The 22,050-nt window shown below is 74.5% G+C and carries 10 protein-coding genes; all 10 read left to right on the forward strand.

Annotated elements, in window-relative coordinates; all coding sequences use genetic code 11:
- The first annotated feature begins 6 nt into the window (after positions 1-6).
- Entirely contained in the window at positions 7-1,389 is a 1,383-nt protein-coding gene (locus tag IE247_RS17835; RefSeq protein WP_190124137.1) for a SidA/IucD/PvdA family monooxygenase, read from the forward strand.
- Positions 1,386-7,700, forward strand: coding sequence for a type I polyketide synthase (locus IE247_RS17840; protein WP_190124138.1), 6,315 nt, complete (start codon positions 1,386-1,388; stop codon positions 7,698-7,700). The genes IE247_RS17835 and IE247_RS17840 overlap by 4 nt, the downstream gene beginning before the upstream one ends.
- On the forward strand, positions 7,693-8,865 hold the full coding sequence (locus tag IE247_RS17845; protein ID WP_190124139.1) for an acyl-CoA dehydrogenase family protein: 1,173 nt from the start codon (positions 7,693-7,695) through the stop codon (positions 8,863-8,865). The genes IE247_RS17840 and IE247_RS17845 overlap by 8 nt, the downstream gene beginning before the upstream one ends.
- Positions 8,866-8,908: 43 nt before the next feature.
- Positions 8,909-14,857 (forward strand): non-ribosomal peptide synthetase, encoded by a 5,949-nt coding sequence (locus IE247_RS17850; protein ID WP_190124140.1) that lies wholly within the window; start codon positions 8,909-8,911, stop codon positions 14,855-14,857.
- Complete coding sequence (locus tag IE247_RS17855; RefSeq protein WP_190124141.1) at positions 14,844-15,677, forward strand: SDR family NAD(P)-dependent oxidoreductase; 834 nt, start codon at positions 14,844-14,846, stop codon at positions 15,675-15,677. The genes IE247_RS17850 and IE247_RS17855 overlap by 14 nt, the downstream gene beginning before the upstream one ends.
- Positions 15,678-15,712: 35 nt before the next feature.
- On the forward strand, positions 15,713-16,732 hold the full coding sequence (locus tag IE247_RS17860) for an ABC transporter substrate-binding protein (RefSeq protein WP_190124142.1): 1,020 nt from the start codon (positions 15,713-15,715) through the stop codon (positions 16,730-16,732).
- Between the two features lie 112 nt (positions 16,733-16,844).
- Complete coding sequence (locus IE247_RS17865) at positions 16,845-18,044, forward strand: MFS transporter (protein WP_190124143.1); 1,200 nt, start codon at positions 16,845-16,847, stop codon at positions 18,042-18,044.
- Positions 18,041-19,990, forward strand: coding sequence for an ABC transporter ATP-binding protein (locus IE247_RS17870; protein ID WP_190124144.1), 1,950 nt, complete (start codon positions 18,041-18,043; stop codon positions 19,988-19,990). The genes IE247_RS17865 and IE247_RS17870 overlap by 4 nt, the downstream gene beginning before the upstream one ends.
- Positions 19,987-21,723: an ABC transporter ATP-binding protein gene (locus IE247_RS17875; protein ID WP_190124145.1), complete on the forward strand. Its 1,737-nt coding sequence runs from the start codon at positions 19,987-19,989 to the stop codon at positions 21,721-21,723. The genes IE247_RS17870 and IE247_RS17875 overlap by 4 nt, the downstream gene beginning before the upstream one ends.
- A 77-nt stretch (positions 21,724-21,800) precedes the next feature.
- Entirely contained in the window at positions 21,801-22,028 is a 228-nt protein-coding gene (locus tag IE247_RS17880; protein ID WP_190124146.1) for an MbtH family protein, read from the forward strand.
- Positions 22,029-22,050: the final 22 nt, after the last annotated feature.

Raw genomic sequence — 22,050 nt, forward strand, 5'->3', positions numbered from 1 at the left:
GAATCGATGGAGCCGCTCTCCCTGGAGGAAGCCAGCCGTCGCTTCGGCACCGGCCGCCGCGACCCGCACGGTCTGCTCGGTGTCGTCGGGGCCGGACCGAAGGCGCTGGCGACGGCCGCCAAGAGTCAGGTCCTGCGCGAGCTGGGCGTCCGGGTCCCGCGCGTGGTGGTCGTCGAACCCCATGGCGTGGGGGCCAACTGGACGGCGGTGGGCGGTCGCACCAACGGCCGTCCCCGGCTCTCCACCAGCCCCGAGAAGGATCTGGGATTCCCGTACGCCGCCGACGCGTACGGTCCGCTGACCGCCGAGGTCAACGCCCGGATGCAGCGGTTCAGCTGGGCCGGATACCTGGTCTCGCGCGGCGAGTACGCCACCTGGGTGGACAGCGGGCGGCCCAGCCCCCGCCACTCCACCTGGGCCGCCTATCTCCGCTGGGCCGCGGACCGGATGGACTTCTGCCTGGTCCGCGGCACGGTGTGCGCGCTGGAGATCTCCGGCGACCAGTGGGAGGTCACCGTCGAGGGAGTGGACGGCGGTGAGGCCGTGCTCCTTCTGGACCAGATGATGATCAGCGGTCCGGGTCCCCACGACGGTGTTCTCTCCGGCGACGCCACCCGCAGCGTGGAGGACTTCTGGCGGCGGGGCCTGGACACGGACGCCCCGGAGCCGAGCGTGGCGGTGGTCGGCGGCGGCGAGACGGCCGCGGCGATCACCGAGTATCTGATGCACGAGCACGCGGGCTCGACCACAGTGATCAGCCCGCAGCCGGTGGTCTACAGCCGGGGCGAGGGCTACTTCGAGAACGCCCTGTACTCCCGGCCGGAGCGCTGGCGCGAGCTGTCCGAGCAGGACCGCAGGGATGTCATCTCGCGCACCGACCGGGGGGTGTTCTCGCCCCGCGCGATCGAGGCGATCACCACCGACGCCCGGGTGGAGCACCGGCAGGGCACCGTGGTGTCCCTGCGGCGCGACGGCGGCCAGACGGAGCTGGTGCTGAGCAACCCCGGCCGCGCGGACCGCGTGCTGCGGTTCGACGTCGTCATCGACGCCACCGGGGCGCGCCCCGACTGGTTCCTGGAGCTGTTCGGCACGGTGGCCCGCAAGGCGGTCCAGCGCGCGATCGGCGACGCCACCGACGGGGTGCGGTCGCTGGAGCGGCGGATCGGCGAGGACCTCGGCCTCGAAGGAGTCGTCCCCCGGCTGCTGCTGCCGACCCTCGCGGGGTACGAGCAGGGCCCCGGATTCGCCAACCTCAGCTCGCTGGGTCTGCTCTCGGACCGGGTGCTGGGCGCGGCCCGCCGGGTGCGGGCCGTCTCGACGGACCCGGAGCCCGGGTCGGCGGGCGACGCGTTGGTCTCCACAGCGGCCCTCGGCGGCGGTGAGGCATGAGCGAGTGGGACACCCGTGACGGCATCGCCGTCGTGGGGCTGGCCTGCCGGGTGCCGGGCGCGCGGTCGCCCGAGGAGCTGTGGCGGCTGCTGCTGGACGGCCGCCGCGCCGACGGGCGGGCGCCGGACGGCCGGTTCGACCCGCGTGCCGTCCCGGCCGGACTGCTGGAGCGGTCCGTCCGGGGCTCGTACCTGGACGACGTGGCGCGTTTTGACGCCGAGCTGTTCGGAGTGACGGAACGTGAGGCGACGACGATGGACCCGCACCAGCGCTGGGCGCTGGAGCTGGGCTGGGCCGCCCTGGAGGACGCCGGGGAGATTCCCCGGGCCCCGCGCGACACCGAGTTCGGTGTGTTCGTCGGCTCGATGGGCGCGGACTGGGCGATGGAGCACGCCGCGGGACGGCTGGGTCCGATCGGTCCTTCGTCCCTGGCGGGCTGGTCGCCGTCGGTCATGGCGAACCGGATCAGCCACGCCTTCGGGCTGCGCGGGCCGAGTGTGGTCGTGGACACCGGGCAGTCCTCGTCGCTGGTCGCCGTCCATCAGGCGGTGCTCGCACTGCGGGCGGGCGACTGTTCGGCCGCGCTGGTGGTCGGGGTCAATCTGAATCTGTCCACCGAGGCGGCCACGGCGACCGCCTCCTTCGGCGGCCAGTCCCCCTCCGGGACGGCCACCCTGTTCGACGACGAAGCGGACGGCTATGTCCGAGGGGAGGGCGGCGCGGCGGTCGTGCTGCGCCCGCTGGCCGACGCCGTACAAGCGGGGGACCGGATCCACGCGGTGCTCCGGGGCACCGCCGTCACCCACGGCGGCGGCGGCGAGGCGCTGGTCGTCCCCACCGCCGACGGACAGGCGCGGGCGCTCCGGCGGGCGTGCCGGGCCGCTTCGGTGGAGCCGGACGGGCTCGGGTACGTGGAACTCCACGGCACCGGGACCCCGGTCGGCGACCGGGTGGAGGCCGAGGCCCTGCTACGGGTGTTCGGAGAAGGCGAGAGCGAGAGCGGGAGCGGGCGTGAGGGCGCGAGCGGCCCGGCGCGGCTCCTGGTGGGCTCGGTCAAGACGACCGCGGGCCATCTGGAGGGCGCGGCCGGTCTGCTCGGGCTGGTGAAGGCGGTGCTGGTCGCCGAGCACGGCGTCGTACCCGGCACGGCCGGGCACCGGGGCGGGGCGACGGCGCGCCGGCTCGCGGCGGCGGGCATCGAGGTTCCGGCGCGGGCGGTCCCGCTGCGCGACGGCAGCGCGGTGGGCGTCAGCTCGGTGGGCATGGGCGGCACCAACTGCCATGTGGTGCTCGGCCGGTACACGGGCGATCCGTCCGAAGCGGCGGACGCCGCCCGGACGGAGGACGGGGACCTCGTCCCCGTCCCCGTGGTGCTGTCCGCCGGGAGCGAGGAGTCGCTGCGGCTGGGCGCCGCGGCGCTGGAGGAGTGGGCCGCGACCGCGACGGACGACGGCCGTACGGACGGACCGTCGGCGGTCGCCCGTACGCTCGCCAACCGGCGGGCGCGGCTGTCGGTGCGGGCCGGTTTCACCGTGCGCGGCGCGGACGAGCTGCGGACGCGGCTGCGTACCGTCGCGGAGGGCGGCCGGGACCGGGCGGTCCGGCACGGCGTGGGAGCGCGGGCCCGTACCGCCTTCCTCTTCCCGGGGCAGGGCAGCCAGCGCCCGGGGGCGGGGGCGGAGCTGTACCGCCGTCTCCCCTCCTTCGCGCGGCACTTCGACGCGGTCGCGGCCGTCGCCGATCCCCTGATGGAACTCCCCCTGCACCGGCTCGTGTTCGACCCGGCGCCCGAGGGCGACGCGGCCTCGGCCCCGGTGCACGCCACCCAGCACACCCAGATCGCGCTGTTCGCCGTGGGCACCGCCCTCTACCGGAGCGTGACGGAGCTGGGGATCGTCCCCGACGCGCTCCTCGGCCACTCGGTGGGCGAACTCGCGGCGGCGCACGCGGCGGACATCCTGACGCTGCCCGACGCGGTGCGGCTCGTCCTCGCGCGGGGCGCGGCGATGGCCCAGGCCGACCCCGGCGGGGTGATGGTGGCGGTGGAGGCGTCCGAGGAGACGGTCCGCGCGGTGGCCGCCGGCCACCCGGGGACCGGGGTCGCCGCGGTGAACGGGCCCGCGGGCACCGTGCTCTCCGGTGACCGCGCGGCGACGCTGGCCTGTGCCCGGGCGCTGGGCGACCTCGGTCACCGCACCAGGGTGCTCAAGGTCTCCCACGCCTTCCACTCGGCCCATATGGACCCGGTGCTGGAACGGTTCCGCGCCGTCGCCGCCGACATTGACCACGGCCGCCCGACCGTGCCGGTGCTCTCCAATGTGAGCGGTGCTCTCGCCACCGGCGGGGAGCTGCGCACCGCCGACTACTGGGTGGACCATGTCCGGGGCACCGTCCGCTTCGGCGACTGTCTGGAGCGGCTGGCCGACTCCGGCACCTCGCTCTTCCTGGAGCTGGGCCCCGGCGCGACCCTGACCGCGATGGCGCGCGCCGCCGTCCGGACCCCCGACGGCGGTGTCCCGGCGGCCGATTCGCTGCTCGGGGACGGCTCCGGCGGGTACGGGGCGTTCCTCGACGCGCTGGTGCTCGCGCACGTCCAGGGGCACGACGTGGACTGGGCGCGGCTGCCCGGGCTCGGCGACGGCCCGTGGGCGGCACTGCCGACCCATCGGTTCACCGGCCGGCGGTACTGGCCGGGCGGGCACACCGCCCCCGCCGCCGCCCCTGCCGCCCCCGCCATCGCTGCCCCTCCTGCCCCGATTTCGGCTCCGGCCCCGATGCCGGCTCCGGCCCCGATGCCGGCTCCCGCTCGCGTCGCCCCGGCGGCGTCCGGCGGCGATGTCCTGGGGCTCGTCCTCGCCACCGTCGCGGAGGTGCTGGGCATCCGCCCCGCGCACTCCGTGAACGCGACGGACACCCTCTCCGACCTCGGTATGACCTCGCTGCTCGGGCTGGAGCTCCGCGCCGAACTCTCCGCGCGCACCGGGCGGGAGCTGCCCAGCTCCCTCGTCTACGACCACCCGACCCCGGCCGCCCTCGCGGCCCGGCTGGCCGAGCCCCTGCCCGTACCGGAGCCGCAGGATTCCCGGTCGGCGCCGGCACCCGCGGCACAGGGCGCGGCCGACGGCGATCCGGTCGTGATCGCCGCCATGGCCTGCCGCTATCCGGGCGGGGTCTCCTCCCCCGAGGAGCTGTGGGAGCTGGCGCTGTCCGACCGGGAGGCGCTCGGGGGATTCCCCGAGGACCGCGGTCCCGCCTGGGCCGCGTCCGGCCCCTTCCCCCGGTACGGGGGATTCCTGGCGGACGTCGCCGGGTTCGACGCGGCCCACTTCGGGATCTCCCCCCGGGAGGCCCGTGCGATGGACCCGCAGCAGCGGATCGCCCTGGAGCTGTGCTGGGAGGCGCTGGAGCGATCCGGGTGCGACCCCAAGTCGCTCCACGGGCAGGACGTCGGGGTCTTCCTCGGCGCCATGGCCGGGGACTACGCGACGGCCGCCCGGGAGGCGGGCGACGATCTGGGCGGACACGAGCTGACCGGTGCTTCGAACGCGGTCCTCTCCGGCCGGGTCGCCTATCAGCTGGGGCTCACCGGGCCCGCGCTGACCGTGGACACCGCCTGCTCCTCCTCGCTGGTCGCCGTCCATCTGGCCGCCGCCTCCCTCCTGCGCGGGGAGTGCGAACTGGCGCTGGCCGGCGGGGTGACGGTGATGTCGACGCCGAAGATGTTCCAGGAGTTCCAGCGTCTGGGCGGGCTCTCCGCCGACGGCCGCTGCCGGGCGTTCTCCGCCTCGGCCGACGGGACGGTGTGGAGCGAGGGCGCGGGAGTCGTCGTCGTGGCACGCCGTTCCGAGGCGCGCCGCCGTGGGCTGCGGATCCTGGCGACCGTCCGGGGCAGCGCCGTCAACCAGGACGGCGCGAGCAACGGGCTGACCGCCCCCAGCGGCACCGCCCAGCGCCGGGTGATCGCCCGGGCGCTGGCCGACGCCGGTCTGCGGGCCGAGGACGTGGACGTGGTGGAGGCGCACGGCACCGGCACGGTGCTCGGCGACTCGGTGGAGGCGCAGGCCGTCATCGACACCTACGGGGTACGGGACCGCGCCGCCGCGCCGGTCCTGCTCCGCTCGCTCAAGTCGGTCATCGGGCACACCCAGGCCGCGGCCGGGGTAGGCGGTCTGATCGCGATGGTGGCCTCCCTGCACGGGGAGCGGCTGCCTGCGACCCGGTACGCGGACACCCCGACGCCGAAGGTCGAGTGGCCCGAGAGCGTACGGCTTCCGGAGGAGCCGGTGGCATGGCCGCGCGGGGCGCGGGTGCGGCGGGCGGCCGTCTCCTCCTTCGGCATGAGCGGCACCAACGCGCATCTGCTGATCGAGGAGCCGGGCCAGGACGCGACCGGCCCGGCGACGGGGGCCGGTCGGCCCGCCGAAGCCGACGCCGCCTCCGTACCGCGGACCTCCGTACCGCGGACCTCCGTACCGCAGGCCGGGGAAACCTCCGTACCGGCGGAGTCCCCCGCTCTGCCGTTCGTCGTGTCCGCCGGTGACCGCGCCACCCTGCGCGCCCAGTTGGCGCGGGTACGGACGGCGCTCGCCGAGGACTCCGGCACGGCGGGGCGGCCGCTCGCGGCAGCCGCGCTGACGCTCGCGACCGGGAGGGCTTCGCTGCCGCACCGCGCGTCCGTCGTCGCGGCCGACCGGGCCGGGCTGCTCGCCGGGCTGGACGCCGCCCGGCGCGGGGAGGGCGCGGAGCACGTGGCGTTCGGGGAGGTGCGCGGGGACTGCGCCGTGGCGTTCGTCTTCCCCGGCCAGGGCTCCCAGTGGGCCGGGATGGGACGGCGGCTGCTGCGCGAGTCGCGGGTGTTCGCCGACAGTGTCGCCGCGAGCACCGAGGCCTTCGCCCCGTATGTCGACTTCTCCATTCCCGACCTGCTGAGCGGCGCGGACGACAGCGAACGGGCCCGGGGCCTCGAAGCGATCCAGGTGTCGCTGTTCGTGACGATGGTCGGCCTGGCGGATCTGTGGCGCGCCGCGGGCGTGGTCCCGGATCTGGTGATGGGCCACTCGCAGGGCGAGGTGGCCGCCGCCTGCGCGGCGGGGGCGCTCGATCTCGCGGACGCGGCCCGCGTGGTCGCCGTCCGGGCCCGGCTGCTGTCCCGGCTCTCGGGCAGCGGCGCCATGGCGGTCATCGGCCTCGACGGGCCGGTGGCGCGCGAGGAGCTGGCGAAGGCTCCGGCGAGCGAGCGCGGGGTGGCGGTCGCGGCCGTCAACGGCCCCGGCAGCACGGTGGTCTCGGGTCCGGTGGACGCCGTACGGGCGCTCGTCGCCCGGCTGGCGGCGGCGGGGACGCGGACCGCCATGGTGGCCGTGGACTACGCCTCCCACTCCCCCATGGTCGAGCCCGTCGAGGCCGAGCTGACGGCCGCCCTCGCCGGGATCTCCCCGCGCGAGGCGCGTATCCCGTTCTTCTCGACCACCCGGGCGGCCCGGCTCTCCGGGGCCGAACTGGACGCCGCCTACTGGTACGAGAACCTCCGGGGCGAGGTGCGCTTCGCCCGCTCGGTGGCGGCGCTGGCCGGCTCGCGGCGGACCGCGTTCGTCGAGATCAGCCCGCACGAGGTGCTGACCTCGCCGATCACCGCCACCCTGGACGGGCTGGCGGACGGCGCGGACACGGTCGTGCTGGGCAGTCTGCGGCGCGACCACGGCTCCCACCGCGACTTCCTCTCCTCGGTCGCGCTGGCCTGGACCCGGGGGGTGCCGGTCGGCTGGACGGCGGACACCTTCGGCGGACCGGTCGCCGAACCGGCCGACCTCCCGCCGACGCCGTTCGCCCACCGCCGGTTCTGGATCAGCCCCGGCGTACCCGCCGTGCCCGCCCCGGCACCGGTGACCCAAGCGGTCGAGGCGGTCGAGGCGGTCGAGGACGCTACGCCGACGGCGGCCCCCCGCCCGGACACGGCGGTGCTGACCGCGGTGTCCCAGGTGCTGCATCTGAGCCCGGCCGAGGCCGGCGAGCGCCGCCATCACAGCTTCACCGAGCTGGGACTCGACTCGCTCACCACGGTCGATCTGCGCCGAAGGCTGCGGGACGCCCTCGGGCTGACCGTCCCCGTCCAGGTCTTCGGGACGCACAACACCCCGCTGGCCCTCACCCAGTGGGTGGAGCGGGCGCTCGGCACGACATCCGGCGGCCCCGGGGCGAAGGCCGCCCCGGCCGCGACGAACCCACCACACCCCGACCGTCCGGCGGACCATCCGGTCACCCCGGCCCCGGCGGCGGTCACCGCGCACAGCGAGGAGTACGGCGATGAGTGAACAGCGACGGCGCCTGAGCGCCTTCACGGAGGCCGACGCGGCCTTCACGGACGCTCTGCTGCCGGGTCTGGTGACACAGCTCGAAGGCATCGGGCTGATGGAGCTGGAGGGCGAGGGCAGTCCGGTCCTGGACCTGTTCCGCAAAGCGAAGGGGCCGGGACTGCTGATCCCCGCGCGCCACGGCGGCCACGGGCTCGACTGCCGTGACGCCCTGCGGGTCCAGTCGGCGCTCGCGACGCTCTCCCCGTCGCTGGGCGTGGGCACGATGATGCACCACCTCGCGGTGGTGTCCTTCGTGGAGTATCTGCGCGTCCACGTCGGCGACGACGCCCCCCAGTGGGCGCTGCTGGCGTCGGTGGCGCAGCGCGACCATCTCCTCGCCTCGGCCTCCTCCGAGGCCCGCCGGGGCTCGGACGCGCTGGTGCCGCGTACCACCGCCACCCGCCAGGAGGACGGCGGCTATGTCCTCGACGGCTCCAAGAAGCCGTGCAGTCTGGCCCGGTCCATGGACATCCTGACCAGCAGCGTCCTGGTGCGCTCCGACGACGAGCAGGACGGCACGGTCGCCCTGGCCGTCATTCCGGCCGCCATCGAGGGCGTCGGCGTACGCCCGTTCTGGCACAGCCCGGTCCTCGTCGCGGCGGAGAGCGAGGAGGTCGTCCTCGACCAGGTGCACATCCCCGCGGCGATGGTGATCCCCGGCGGCCGCCCCGAACGGGGCATGGACGAGCTCCAGGTGCGCGCCTGGACCTGGTTCGAGGTGCTGGCCTGCGGCACCTATCTGGGCACCGCCCAGTCGCTGTTCGACCGGGCGGCGAGCGCCCCCCGGGTGGACCGCCGCGCGCTGGGCGAACTCGCCGCCGAGCTGTTCGTGTGCCGCAGCGCCTGCGAGCGCGCGGCGGCCACCTTCGACTCGGGGGTCGCCGCCGAGACGGCGATGACCGAGGCGCTGCTGGCCCGGCTGTACGTGGAGGAGCGGCTGCCCGATCTGTGCGCCCGGATCGCCAAGCTGCTCGGCGGGCTCGCCTTCGTCACGGGACCGGAGGTGGCGTATCTGGTCTCCGCCTCCCGGGCGCTGGCCTTCCATCCACCGCGGGGGGTGTCCAGCGCCGAGGCGCTGGGCGAGCGGTTCACCGGCGCCCCGCTCGACCTTTCGATCTTCTGAGGAGCACGTTCGTGTCACGTCATCGTACGGAGGCGGTCTGAGCATGGGGACACCAGTGACCCATATCGTGTTGCGGGTGCGGGGCGCCGTGCCCGCGCACCGGTGGGTGGACGCGGCGGGTCCGGGCAAGTCGCCCGGGGCCGCCGGGTTGGTGGATCTCACCGGCCGCGGGGAGGCGGCGGCGCTCGCCGCGTTCCGCGAGGTGCAGTCGGCGCAGTGGCACGATGCCCTCGCCCGGGGCGAGGGCTGGACCCTGCGGGTGGTGCGGATGCCCGCGCCCGCCGACGGCCGGGGCGCCCTCGATCTCGTCTCGGTGGCGGCCCCGCGCACACCGGGCCTCGCCCTCCTCCCGTACGAGGCGGCGCGCGAACTGTGCGCCCGGGTGGCGCTGCCGGACGGGCCCGGCGACGCGCCGTTCCCCGCCGTGCCCGCGGCCCCCGGTCAGGAGGCCGCCCGTTACCCGAGCCGGCGGCGTGTCGAGGTGACCCCGCAGGCCGAGGTCGCCGGGGACACGGCCGAGTGGCTGCGGTCGCTGATGCCCGCGGTGAGCCCCGGCGAGGTGCGCACGGTCCTGGGGGCGGACGCCCCCGCGCCGTCCGCGCCGGACCCGCTCGGCGGCTCCCTGCTGCTCGACCGGCCCTGGGTGCGGGCGATCCCCGCCGACGCCGCCGGGCCGGACGCCGAGGTCGGCGTCGCCGAGCACAGCGAGGACCCCCGGCACGCCTATCCGCTGGCGGTCGAGGTGCGCGCGGACGGGACGGTCGTCGTCGATCACGACATCCGTTCCGTCCCGCCCGAGGACGTGGACCGTCTCGTCGGCCGGCTGGTGCGCGGCGAGCGCCCGCCCGCGCCGGAGGCGATCACGCTGCCCGCCCGTATCGCCCGGCAGTTCGCCCGTACCCCCGACGCGCCCGCGATCCTGGCGGGGGACTCCGTCGTCTCCTACCGGGCGCTCGACGAGCGCTCCGCGGAGATCGCCGCGCTGCTGCGCAAGCACGGCCGCGGCCGGGGCTCAACCGTCGGCATCGCCCTGCCGCGGTCCGTCGACGCGATCGCCGCGGTCATCGCCGTGGTGCGGGTCGGCGGGGCCTATCTGCCGCTCGACGTCGCCTACCCCCGCGCGCGGGTGGCCTTCATGGCCGCCGACTCGGGCGTGGACACGGTGATCGGCGACGGGACGACCCTCGCGCCGTACACGGGCACGGGGACGGGGACCACGTCCGCGATCGACCTCGCGGACGCGGACGGTCTGCCGGGGGACCCGGAGTGGGCCGCCACGGGCGAGGACGACGCGCTGTACGTCCTCTACACCTCCGGCTCCACGGGCACGCCCAAGGCCGTGGTGCACACGGTCGGCGCCATCGGCAATCTGGTGGACTGGCACACCCGTACGGCCACGGCGGAGACCGAGCCGAGGGTGCTTCAGTTCGCGAGCCTCAACTTCGACGTCGCCAGCCAGGAGATCCTCACCGCGCTCGCCGCCGGCAAGTGCCTGGTGCTCCCGCGCGACGAGGAGCGCACCGACCCGGAGGCGCTGGTCGCGCTGATGGCCCGGCAGCGGGTCACCGAGTTCTTCTGCCCGCAGGTGATGCTCCAGGAGATGTGCCGGGCGGCCGGCGAGAGCGGTGTCGCGCTGCCGTCGCTGCGCCACATCTACCAGTCGGGCGAGCCGCTGGTGATGAACGACGGCGTCGACCGCTTCCTCGAAGCCCATCCGCGCACCACCCTGCACAACCACTACGGCCCCACCGAGAGCCATGTCATCACCGCCTACCCGCTGCCCCGGCGGGGTCGCGGACACGCCAAGGGCCCGGTCGCGCTCGGGCCGCTGCTCGACACCTGCCGGGCGCATGTCCTCGACTCCCGGCTGCGCCCGGTCCCGGCGGGCGAGGTCGGCGAGCTGTACGCGGCGGCCCCCCAGCTGTCGCGCGGCTATCTGAACCGCCCGGGGATGACGGCGGAACGCTATGTCGCCGATCCGTTCGGCGCGCCCGGCGCGCGGATGTACCGCACGGGCGACCTGGTGCGGCTGCTGCCGGACGGCGGGCTCGCCTATGTGGCGCGCGCCGACGCCCAGACGAAGATCCGCGGCCATCGGGTCGAGCCGGACGAGGTCACCGCGCGGCTGCTGGACCAGGCGGAGGTCGCCAACGCGGCGACGGTCGCCCGGCAGGGCGCGTCCGGGACCAATGTCCTGGTCGCGTACGTCGTACCGCGTGGCGCCGGGGACGGTCTCGCCGCCCGGCTGCGGGAGCGGCTCGGCGCCTCGCTGCCCGAGTACATAGTGCCGTCCTCGGTGGTCCTGCTGGACGCCCTGCCGCTGACGCCCAGCGGCAAGGTGGACAAGGCCGCCCTGCCGGACCACACCGCGCTGCCCGCCGAGACCTCCGGCACCCCGCGGACCGGCCCCCGGGCCGAACTGGCGGCCGTCTGGACCGAGATCCTCGGAGTCGCCGAGGTCGCCGACGAGGACGACTTCTTCCAGGTCGGCGGAAGCTCCCTCACCGCGATCCAGGTCGCGTCCGCCGTACGGCGGCGGCTGGGCATCCGGCTCAATGTGCCCGACGTCGCCGAGCACTCGCGCTTCGACGCCCTCGCCGCGCTGGTCGACTCCCGGTCGGCGGCCCCCGCCGCGCCTCAGACCGAGCCGGTCCTGCGGCCCCGGCCCGCCGAGCGGTACGAGCCCTTCGACCTCCTCGACCAGCAGCAGGCGTATCTGATCGGACGCGGCGGCGACATCGAGGGCGGCGGGGTGGCCTGCCATCTCTATCTGGAGTACGAGGGCGAGGAGGCGGCCCCGGACGGGGACCGCGAGGGCCCCGGCGTCCGGATCGAGGAGGTCCAGGAGGCGCTGCGGCGGCTGATCGACCGTCATGACATGCTGCGGACGGTCTTCGACGAGCAGAACATGACCCAGCGGGTGCTGCGGTCCGAGGACATCACTCCGTACGTCTGCGAGATCGTCGACGCCGTGGCCGACCCGGGGGCCGCCGCCGCGGTCCGTGACCGGCTCTCCCACGAGAGCCGTCCCCCGGGGGTCTTCCCCCTGTTCAGCGTGGTGTTCATCCGGCTGCCCGAACGCGGGCTGCGGATGTGCGTCAGCATCGACGCCCTGCTCGCGGACGCCCGCGGCATCCAGGTGATCTTCGACGACTGGTCCGCCGCGCTCCGCGGCGACCTGGCCCCCGCCCCCGGCGCGCCCACCTTCCGGGAGTACGTCGCGGCGGTGGCCAGGCTCCGTGAGCAGCCCGAGTTCGAACGGGCGGCGGAGTACTGGCGGAAGCGGATCGAGACCCTGCCCTCCGGCCCCCGGATGCCGCTGCTGCGGGACCCGGCGGGGGCCGCGGCCCCGGTCTTCGTCAACCGCCGTCACACCCTCACGTCCGAGCGCTGGGCGCGGATCCGCGCGGAGGCGGCCCACCGAGGCCTCACCCCCACCGCGGTCGTCCTCGGGGCCTACGCCTGGGCCCTCGCGCAGTGGGCGGACGACCCCAGGTTCCTGCTCAATGTGCCGAGCATGAGCCGCTACCCGGTCCACCCCGGCGTCGACGACATCGTCGGCGAGTGCGCCTCCTTCACCCTGCTGGAGGTCGACACCTCGGGCGTCGCCGCCTTCGACCGGCTGGCGGCCCGCGTACAGCGCCGGCTGCTCGACGATCTGGACCACCGCCACTTCACCGGCATGGACGTCACCCGGGAGCTCATCCGCCGCAACGGCGGTGTCACCGAGGCGCTCGCGCCCGTGGTCATGACCAGTGAACTCGGCGTCGGCGACGGCGTGGACGAGATCTTCGACGGACGGCTGCGGGAGACCTACGCGCTCAGCCAGACCCCCCAGGTGTGGATGGATCTGCTGCTGCGCGAGCGCGCCGGGTCCCTGGTGCTCAACTGGGACGTGGTGGAGGAGCTCTTCCCGCCGGCCGTCGTCGACGGGGTGTTCCGGCTGCTGATCGCGCAGCTGGAGGCCCTCGGCGACGCCGTCTCCGCCTGGTCCGAGCCTCCGGTGGCGGCCGTCGGGGAGACGGTGGCCCGGGAGCGCGGCGAGGGGCCCGCGCGCATCGCGCGCGGCCTGCCGCCGCACACGGTGATCCGCGAGCGGGCCCTGAGCGACGCCGACGCCCCCGCCCTGGTGGACGGCGACACCGCCCTGACCCGGGGCGAGCTGGCGGCTGCGGCCCGTACCGTCGCGCTGGACGTCGCCGACGCGCTCGGGCGAGCCGCCGGGGAGTCCGGCGAACCGGTGGCGGTCCTGGTGCGGCGCGGCTGGCGGCAGTACGCGGCCTGCCTCGGCGTCATGGAGACCGGCCGGGCCTATCTGCCCCTGGACACCGAGCTGCCGCCCGAGCGGATCGCCGCCGTGCTGCGGCAGGCCGGCGTCCGGGTCGCGGTGACCGACGCGGCGACCCGCGCGCTGGTCCCCTCCGGGGTGCTCCGCGTCGACGCCGGGGCCGGTCCGGCCGCGGACGGCGCGTCCTGGCGTACCCCCTGGCCCGGCGGACCGGCCGGCCGGTCCGGATCCGCGTGGGCGTACGTCCTGTTCACCTCCGGCTCCACCGGCGAGCCGAAGGGCGTGCCGATCACCTTCGACGGCCTCGCCAACTGTGTGGAGCACACCATCGACCGTCTCGGCCTCGACGAGACGGACACCTCCCTGGCGGTGGCCTCCCTCCACCACGACCTTTCGCTGTTCGACCTGTTCGTGATGCTCGGCGCGGGCGGCACGGTCGTCGTGGCGGGACGCGGCCAAGAGGCCGACGCCCAGGAGTGGGCGCGCGCCGTCGACCGGCACGAGGTCACCTCGCTGTGCGCCGCGCCCGCCGTGGTGGAGATGCTGCTCGACGGCGCGGGCACCGCCGCCGCGCCCGCCCTGCCGTCGCTGCGACGGGTGCTGACCGGCGGCGACTGGGTGCCCCTGCCGCTCCTCGACCGGCTGCGCGCGGCCGCACCCGAGGTGCGCCCGGTGAGCATCGGCGGTCCCACCGAGACCACCGGCTGGAACATCGCCCACGAGGTGGACGGCCCCGACGCCGTCGGCGCCGACTGGTCGACCGTCCCGTACGGGCGGCCCATCCCCGGGACGTACTACCGGGTGGTGGACGGCGACTTCCGGGACCGGCCCGCGTGGGCGAGCGGCGAACTGGTCGTCTCGGGTGTGGGGGTGACGCCCGGCTACCTCACCGCGGACGGGATCTCCCGCGACCGCCACGGCACGGACCCGGACACCGGCGAGGTGTTCTTCCGCACCGGCGACCTCGGACGCTTCCGCGACGGACTCATCGAGTTCATCGGCCGCGCCGACGACCAGGTGCAGATCCGCGGCCACCGGGTGGAGCCGGGCGAGGTGACCGCCTTCCTCAACGGCCTCCCCGGGGTGCGCCGTTCGGCGGTGCTCCCGCTGCCGGGGCCGGTGCCCGGCACGGTGCGCGCGCTCGTCGCCTTCGTGGTACTGGCCGACGGCGTCGACCCGCGCGCCGTACAGGGCTGGGTCATGACCGGGCTGCCGCCCGCGCTCCGCCCCCAGCGCCTGATCGCCGTCACCACCCTGCCCACCAGCCGCAACGGCAAGGTGGACCGGGCCGCGCTGCTGCGCGCGTACGAGAGCGAGCACGCGGGCGGCGACAGCGGCGAACAGACGGCGGCCGACGACGGCTCGTCCGACGGCGCGCTGGAGTGGCTGGTCCGCGATGTGTGGAGCCGCCGTCTGGAGGTGGACCGGGTCCTGCCGGACGACAACTTCTTCCTGCTCGGCGGCGATTCCCTGGTCGTCTCACGGGTGGTGCTGGACCTGCGGGCGATCCTGCCCGGGGCCCGCATCAGACCCGGCGGCATCTTCTCCACCCGCAGCGCCGCCGAGTTCGCGGCCCTGCTGCGCCGCACCGAGGCCGACCCCGGCCGGCTGGAGGAGATCGCCGGTCTGTACCGGGAGGTCTCCGAGCTGAGCGAGGACGAGCTGGACGCCTATCTGGGGGGCGAGGGCGATGACGAGCGGTGAACCGGCCGAGGGGCCGCAGGCGTACGTCCGGGTCCGCGGACCGGTACGGGAGCGGTACGCCCTGATCACCGGGGCCAGTTCGGGCCTGGGCGCGGCCTTCGCGGACCGGCTCGCCCGAAGCGGCTACTCCCTGGTGCTCGTCGCCCGGGACCGGGACCGGCTGTCGGCCGTCGCCGAGCGGGTGACCGGGCGGTACGGGACGCGCTGTGAGGTGCTGCCCGCCGATCTGGCGTCCGCCGCCGACCGCCGCGCCGTCGTGGAGCGTCTCGGGCGGGGCGTCGACTTCCTGGTGAACGCCGCCGGGTTCGGCGTCTCGGGATCCTTCTGGTCCGTGGAGAGCGCCGCGCTGGACGCCCAGCTCGCGGTCAACGTCACCAGCACCCAGGAGTTCACCCGGGCCGCCGTCGCCCACATGCTGGAGAACGGCGGCGGAACGGTCGTCAACCTCTCCTCCATCACCGGCCTGGTGCCGGGGCGGGGATCGACCTACGCCGCCTCCAAGGCGTGGGTCCTCTACTTCTCGCAGGGGCTGAGCCACGCCCTGCGCGGCACGAACACCCGGGTGATGGTCCTCGCCCCCGGTTTCGTGCGCACCGAGTTCCACGCACGGGCGGGCATCGACGTGCGGACGGTCGGCGACGGCTGGTGGATGGATCCGCACGATGTCGTCGACCAGTGCCTCGTGGACCTCCGAAGAGGAAAGACGTTCTCGATGCCCGGGATCCGCAACAAGGCGTTCATCGCCGCGGTCTCCCGGCTGCCGAGGGCACTCGCCCAGCGGGTGAACCGCATGCTCGGCAACGCCGGCGCGCGCGCGTAGAACAAGCAAGAAGAATCAGCGAAAGAAGAAGAACCATGAGCAAGCGTCGTGTCCTTGTCGCAGCGGCCCTGGTGGCCCCGCTGCTCCTCAGCGGCTGCGGTACGTCGTCGGAGAAGGACGGTGCGGACGGCGGCAAGGGCGGGGAGAAGGCTCCCGCCGAGAAGACGACCCGCAGCGTCACCCACGCGCTCGGCACCCTGAACGTGCCGACCGCGCCCAAGTCCGTGGTCGCGCTGGACGAGGTCGCCGGACTCACCCTCCTGTCCCTCGGCATCAAGCCCAAGGTCGTCTACAAGGCGAGCGCCCAGCCGCGCGCCCAGGAGATCCTTGAGGCCGGGGGCGTCGAGGTGCGCGATGTGACGGTCGGCACCCTCCCCGCCATGGAGAAGCTCACCGTCGACGGACCCGACCTGATGGTCGGCACCGGGGCGGCCGGGCCGGCGGGCGTCGGCTACAAGAAGCTGACCAAGCTGGCGCCCACCGTCGTCCTGCCCATCGAGGGCACCTGGCGCGAGATCGTCGCCAACACCGCGGGCTACTTCGGCAAGGAGGAGATCGGCAAGCGGCAGATCGCCGCGACGGAGGCGCTCCTGAAGAAGCCAGCGGAGGCCAACAAGGCGGAGAAGGGCGACGAGACGCTCTCCCTGCTCGGCAACTCCTTCGGGCAGAACGACTTCACCATGCCCCCGCACGTGCCGATCTCCACCCTGGTCGCCGAGGCCGGATTCACCCGCCCCGAGTTCCAGCGGCGCGAGGTCAAGGGCTACTCGGTGCCGCTGTCCTCGGAGTTTCTGTCCGAGCAGGACGCCGAGCTGATCGTGATCCCCAAGGGGGCCTACTACGACCCGGCCGCGCTCCAGAAGAAGCCGACCTTCAAGGAGCTGAAGGGCGAGGTCGTCATCCCGGACGCCGACATCTGGTACGGCATGTCCGGATTCGCCTTCTACGCGTCCGCGTACGACCTGAACACGCTCGCCTCCGGACAGGGTGAGCTGACCTCGCAGAAGACCGTCCAGGACGTCTGGAAGACCTATCTCTCCGAGACGACGAAGTAGTCGGTCCCGCGGTGCCCCGGAGCGCTCCGGGGCACCGCGGTCCGTCGAGATCCATTTACCGCACACCCATACCGGTCAGGGAGAATTGGTGGCAGAGGGGAAAGGAACCGCGATGCCGATGTGGCTCGTCGCGCTGTTCCTGTCGATATTCACGTTCTACACGGACGATCATGTGATCGCGGGGATACTCCCCGAGGTGGCCGAGGGGCTCTCGGTCTCCGAGGCCGTCGCCGGCCAGCTCGTCACGGTGTTCTCGCTGACGATCGCGCTCGTCACACCCCTGGCCGGACTGCTGCTGTCCCATGTCGCCCGGCGCGCGGTGGTGCTGAGCGCGCTGGCCGTCTTCACCGCCGCCAATCTGGCCGCCACCGCGACCGACTCGTACGCGGTGATGGTGGGGCTGCGCGTCGCCGCCGCCCTGGCCGCCGCCGCGGCGACTCCGCTGATCTTCGCCAGCACCGCCGAGCTGGCCCCCGCCGAGCGCCGGGGACGGTATCTGTCGGTCCTGGCGATCGGCGTCACCGGCTCCATCGCCTTCGGCGTGCCGCTGGGGAGCTGGATCGGCACCGGCCTGGGCTGGCAGGCCACCTTCGGCACGATGGCGGGCCTGGGCGCGCTGAGTCTGGTGCTCGTCGCCCTCTTCCTGCCCGCGACCGAGCCGACCGTCCCGCTCCCCCTGCGGCAGCAGGTCCGCGCGCTGTCCGCCCGGCCGATCTCCCTCGCCCTCACCGGCGGCGGAGTGGCGATCATGGGCTCGATCATGCTGCTGACCTATCTCGTCCCCTATTTGCAGAGCCTGCTCAGCGCCGGTGACAGCGTGCGCGGCCTCGTCTTCGCCGTGCTCGGCGTCGCCGGGACCGTCGGCGTCTTCGCGGGCGGGTTCGCCACCGACCGGCTCGGCGCGGACCGCACCATCCGGCTGGGCCTCGGCGCGTTCACCGCCGTGATGCTCACCCTGGCCGCGCTGTGGTGGCTGCGGCCCGTCCCGACGGCGCTCTTCCTGCCGCTGGTGGCCCTCTGGGGCGCGCTCGCCTACCTCAGCTCGCCCGCCGTCCAGACCCGGCTGCACCAGGTCGCCGGTGAACTCACCGCCCAGGCCCTGGCCCTGAACACGAGCTTCGGCTACCTCGGCATCGCCATCGGCGGGGCGCTCGGCGGAGTCATCGTCTCCCAGGCGGGCCCGGGCTGGCTGCCCGTCGCCACCGCCGTCACCTCCCTGCTCGCGCTGGGGCTGATCACCCTCGCGTTCCGGCAGCCGCCCGCCGCCCCCGTACCCCAGGCCGCCGACGACCGGCGAGGAGCGTCCCAGTGAGCCCGACCATCACCGATACAGGCGCCTCCGCACCGGCCGGCCGGCACGAGGAGGACCCGCCCGCGAAGGCGGCACCGGCCGCCCCCGTACCGCCCGCCGACGCCCCCGCGACCCTCGGCGCGCTGCTGCGCCCGGTCCGCGGGCCGCTCGGCGTCAGCGCCGCCCTCGCGGCCGTCGCCGCCTTCGCGGGCGTCGTCCCGCTGATCTGCCTGGTCGAGCTGGCCGGGGTGCTGCTGCCCGGGGTGAGCGGCGGGGCCGTGGACGAGGACGCCGCGTGGACCGCGGCGGGGATCGCCGCGGGCGCGCTCGCCCTGCGCCTGGTCCTCACCCTCGCGGCCGCGACCGTCTCCCATCTGGCCGATGTGCGCCTGGGGTCCTCGGTCCGCCGCTCGGTGGTGCGCAGGCTCGGCCGGGTGCCGCTGGGCTGGTTCACCGAGCGCAACTCGGGCCTGGTGAAGAAGGCCGTGCAGGACGACGTGGGGGCGCTGCACCATCTGGTGGCGCACTCGGTCACCGAACTCACCACCGCCGTCGTGGTCCCCGTGACCATCCTCGGCTATCTGCTGCTGACCGACCCGCTGATGACGGCCGTCACCCTGCTGCCGGTCCTCGCGGGCATGCTCGGACTGAGGATCGCCACCCGTGGCACCACCGAGAAGATGGTGGAGTACGCGGGCTCCCTCGGCCGGCTGGGCTCGGTGACCGTCGGTTTCGTCGACGGCATCACCGAGGTGAAGTCCTTCGGCACCATCGGGCGCGCCCACCGGTCCTACCGGGAGGCCGCGGACGACTTCGACAGCAAGCACTACGAGTGGATGCGGTCGAGTTCGGCGGGCGCGACCTTCATGGAGCTGGCGCTGTCCCCGATGACCCTGCTGCTGACCACGACCGCGGCGGGCGCGGCCCTGCTGAACGCGGGCTGGCTCGACGGGCCGCTGGAGCTGCTGCCGTTCATCGTGCTGGGACTCGCCATCCCCGCGCCCGTCCTGGCCGTGGGCTTCAACTACCACGCGCTGCTCGCGGCGCGCGGCGCGGCCGACCGGGTCCGGCAGATCCTCGCCGAGCCGGAGCTCTCCTCGGTCCCGCACGGGCCCCGGCTCTCCAGGGCCGGCTCCACGATCCGCTTCGAGTCGGTGGACTTCTCCTACGGCGAGACCTCCGCGCTGCGCGGGATCGATCTCACCCTCGCCCCCGGCACGATGACCGCCCTGGTCGGCCCGTCCGGCTCCGGCAAGTCGACGCTCGCGAAACTGCTGGCGCGCTTCCAGGACCCGGCCGGCGGCCGGATCACCGTCGACGGCACGGATCTGCGGCGGCTGCCCTTCGCGGACCTGTACGAGCACGTCGGCTTCGTCTTCCAGGACACCACCCCGCTGCGGATGTCCCTGCGCGACAACATCCGGCTCGCCCGGCCCGACGCGAGCGACGAGGACGTGCTGCGGGCGGCCCGCGCCGCGCATGTCGCGGAGGTGATCGAGCGGCTGCCCAAGGGCCTGGACTCGGTCGTCGGCGAGGACGCCACCCTCTCGGGCGGCGAGTGCCAGCGCATCGCCATCGCCCGGGCGATCCTGGCCGACCGGCCCGTCCTCATCCTCGACGAGGCGACCTCCGCCGTGGACCCCGACAGCGAGGCCAGCATCCAGCAGGCGCTGAGCGCCCTGGCCGCCGACAAGACGGTGCTGGTGGTGGCGCACCGGCTGCACACCGTCCGCCACGCGGACACCATCGTCGTCCTCGACGGCGGCGAGATCGCGGCGAGCGGCACCCACGAGGAACTGCTCCGGGGCGGCGGGCTCTACCCGGCGCTGTGGGCGGCCCACACCGGGGAACCGGCTGCTCCGGCCGCTTCGGAGGGGGAAACCCCGTCGCTTCCGGACCCCGCCGGGGAACGGGAGACGGACCACGACGACCGCGGCGACCGCCGGGAAGGACCCGCAGCATCATGATCCGCGACCTGCACGCCCTGCTCGACGACACCGGAAAGCGCCAACTGCGCGCCCTGCTCCTGCGGATCACCGCCGCCGCGGTCCTCCAGGCCCTGGCCGGCTGCACCCTGATCCCCCTGCTGAGCGCCGTCTTCACCGAGGACTGGGGGCGCACCTGGACCTGGACGGGCGTCCTCGCCGGTCTCGTCCTCGTCCACCATGTGCTGATCCTCCGCAACCATCTGCGCTCGGGCGAGCTGTCCAGCCGGCTGCTGCGGCTGCTCCACACCCGGCTGGGCGAGACGCTGACCACCATCCCGCTGGGCTGGTTCGGCGCGGGCCGCTCCGCGAAGGTCAACCGGCTCGTCACCAAGACGGCCCTCGACGTGGCCACCGCCCCCGCCCATCTCGTCGCCCCGGTCATCACCGCGTTCGTCGCCCCGGCCACGATCATCGCCGTGACCCTCGTCATACGCTGGGAGATCGGCCTCGCGCTGCTGATCGGCGCCCCGCTGCCGCTCCTCGCGTACCGTCTGTATCTGCGGGTGATCGAGCGGGTCGAGAACGACTGGGAGGCGGGCACCAACCGCGCCTCGGCACAGGTCCTGGAGTACGCCACCCAGCAGCCGGTGCTGCGCGCCTACGGCCGCGGCGCCGACGAGGGCGGCCCGCTGGGCGCGGCCTTCGCCGAACAGGACGCCCAGGCCCGCCGGATGGTGATCGGCAGCTCGGCGGCGAGCGCCCCCCTCTTCCTCGCCCTCCAGACCGTGCTGACGGCCGTGCTCGCCCTGGTCGTGCATCTGTCCCTCGCGGGGGACGCGGACATCGCGGTCCTGCTGGCCGTGATGGTGCTCGCGGTACGGTTCGTCGAGCCGCTCACCGCCGTGGCGGAGGTCGCGGGCGGGCTGCGGATCGCGGCGGTCGGCATGCGCCGGTTCCAGGAGGTACTCTCCGTGGAGCCGCTGGCGGAGCCCGCGGAGGCCGCCCCAGCGGGCGCTCCCACGGTCGAGTTCCGCGAGGTGGAGTTCGGTTACGAGCCCGGCCGGCCGGTGCTCCGCTCGCTGTCCTTCAGCGCCGCCCCGGGCACGCTGACCGCGCTGGTGGGACCCTCCGGCGCGGGCAAGTCCACGGTCCTCTCCCTCATCGCCCGCTTCTACGACCCCGAGCCCGGCGCGGGCACGGTGCTCGTGGGCGGCCGGGACATCCGGGAGCTGGGCACCGAGGCGCTGATGCGCCAGCTGTCGCTGGTCTCGCAGGACCCGTATCTGTTCGAGGACACCATCGAGAACAACATCCTGCTGGCCAGGCCGGGGGCGACCCGGGAGGAGCTGGAGCGGGTCGCCCGGCTGGCCCGGGTGGACGAGATCGTCGGCCGGCTGCCGGACGGCTGGGACACCCGGGTCGGCGAGGGCGGTTCCACCCTGTCGGGCGGCGAGCGGCAGCGGGTCTCGATCGCCCGCGCCCTGCTGAAGGACGCGCCGATCGTGCTGCTCGACGAAGTGACCTCCTCCCTCGACGCGGAGAACGAGCGGCTGGTGCAGCAGGCCATCGCGCGGCTCGCCGAGGACCGGACCGTTCTCGTGGTCGCGCACCGGCTCCAGACCGTCCGGGGCGCGGACCGCATCATCGTCCTCGACGAGGGCCGGGTGACCGAGTCGGGCACCCACACCGAGCTGATGGAGCACGACGGCACCTACCGCCGCTTCGTGGAACTCCGGGAGCAGGCGGACTCCTGGAAGCTCACCCCCCGCTGACCCGATCCACCCGATCCACCCGATCCACCCCGGCCCGCCGCCGGACCACCACTCATCCCCTCAAAGGAGAACGCACCATGTCCACGAACCCCTTCGACGACGAGAACGGCCGATTCCACGCGGTGGTCAACGAGGAGGAGCAGTACGCCCTGTGGCCCGCCTTCCGCGAGGTGCCGCCCGGCTGGCGGACCGTCTTCGGCGAGGCGTCCCGCGCCGAGGTCCTCCAGTACATCGAGGACAACTGGACCGACATGCGCCCGCTGAATCTGCGCGAGGCGATGGCAGCGGACACCGCGGCCCACTGACCGTCCCGGCCGGCCGCGGCAC

The organism is Streptomyces inusitatus (assembly GCF_014651115.1).
Taxonomy (GTDB): Bacteria; Actinomycetota; Actinomycetes; order Streptomycetales; family Streptomycetaceae; genus Streptomyces; species Streptomyces amakusaensis.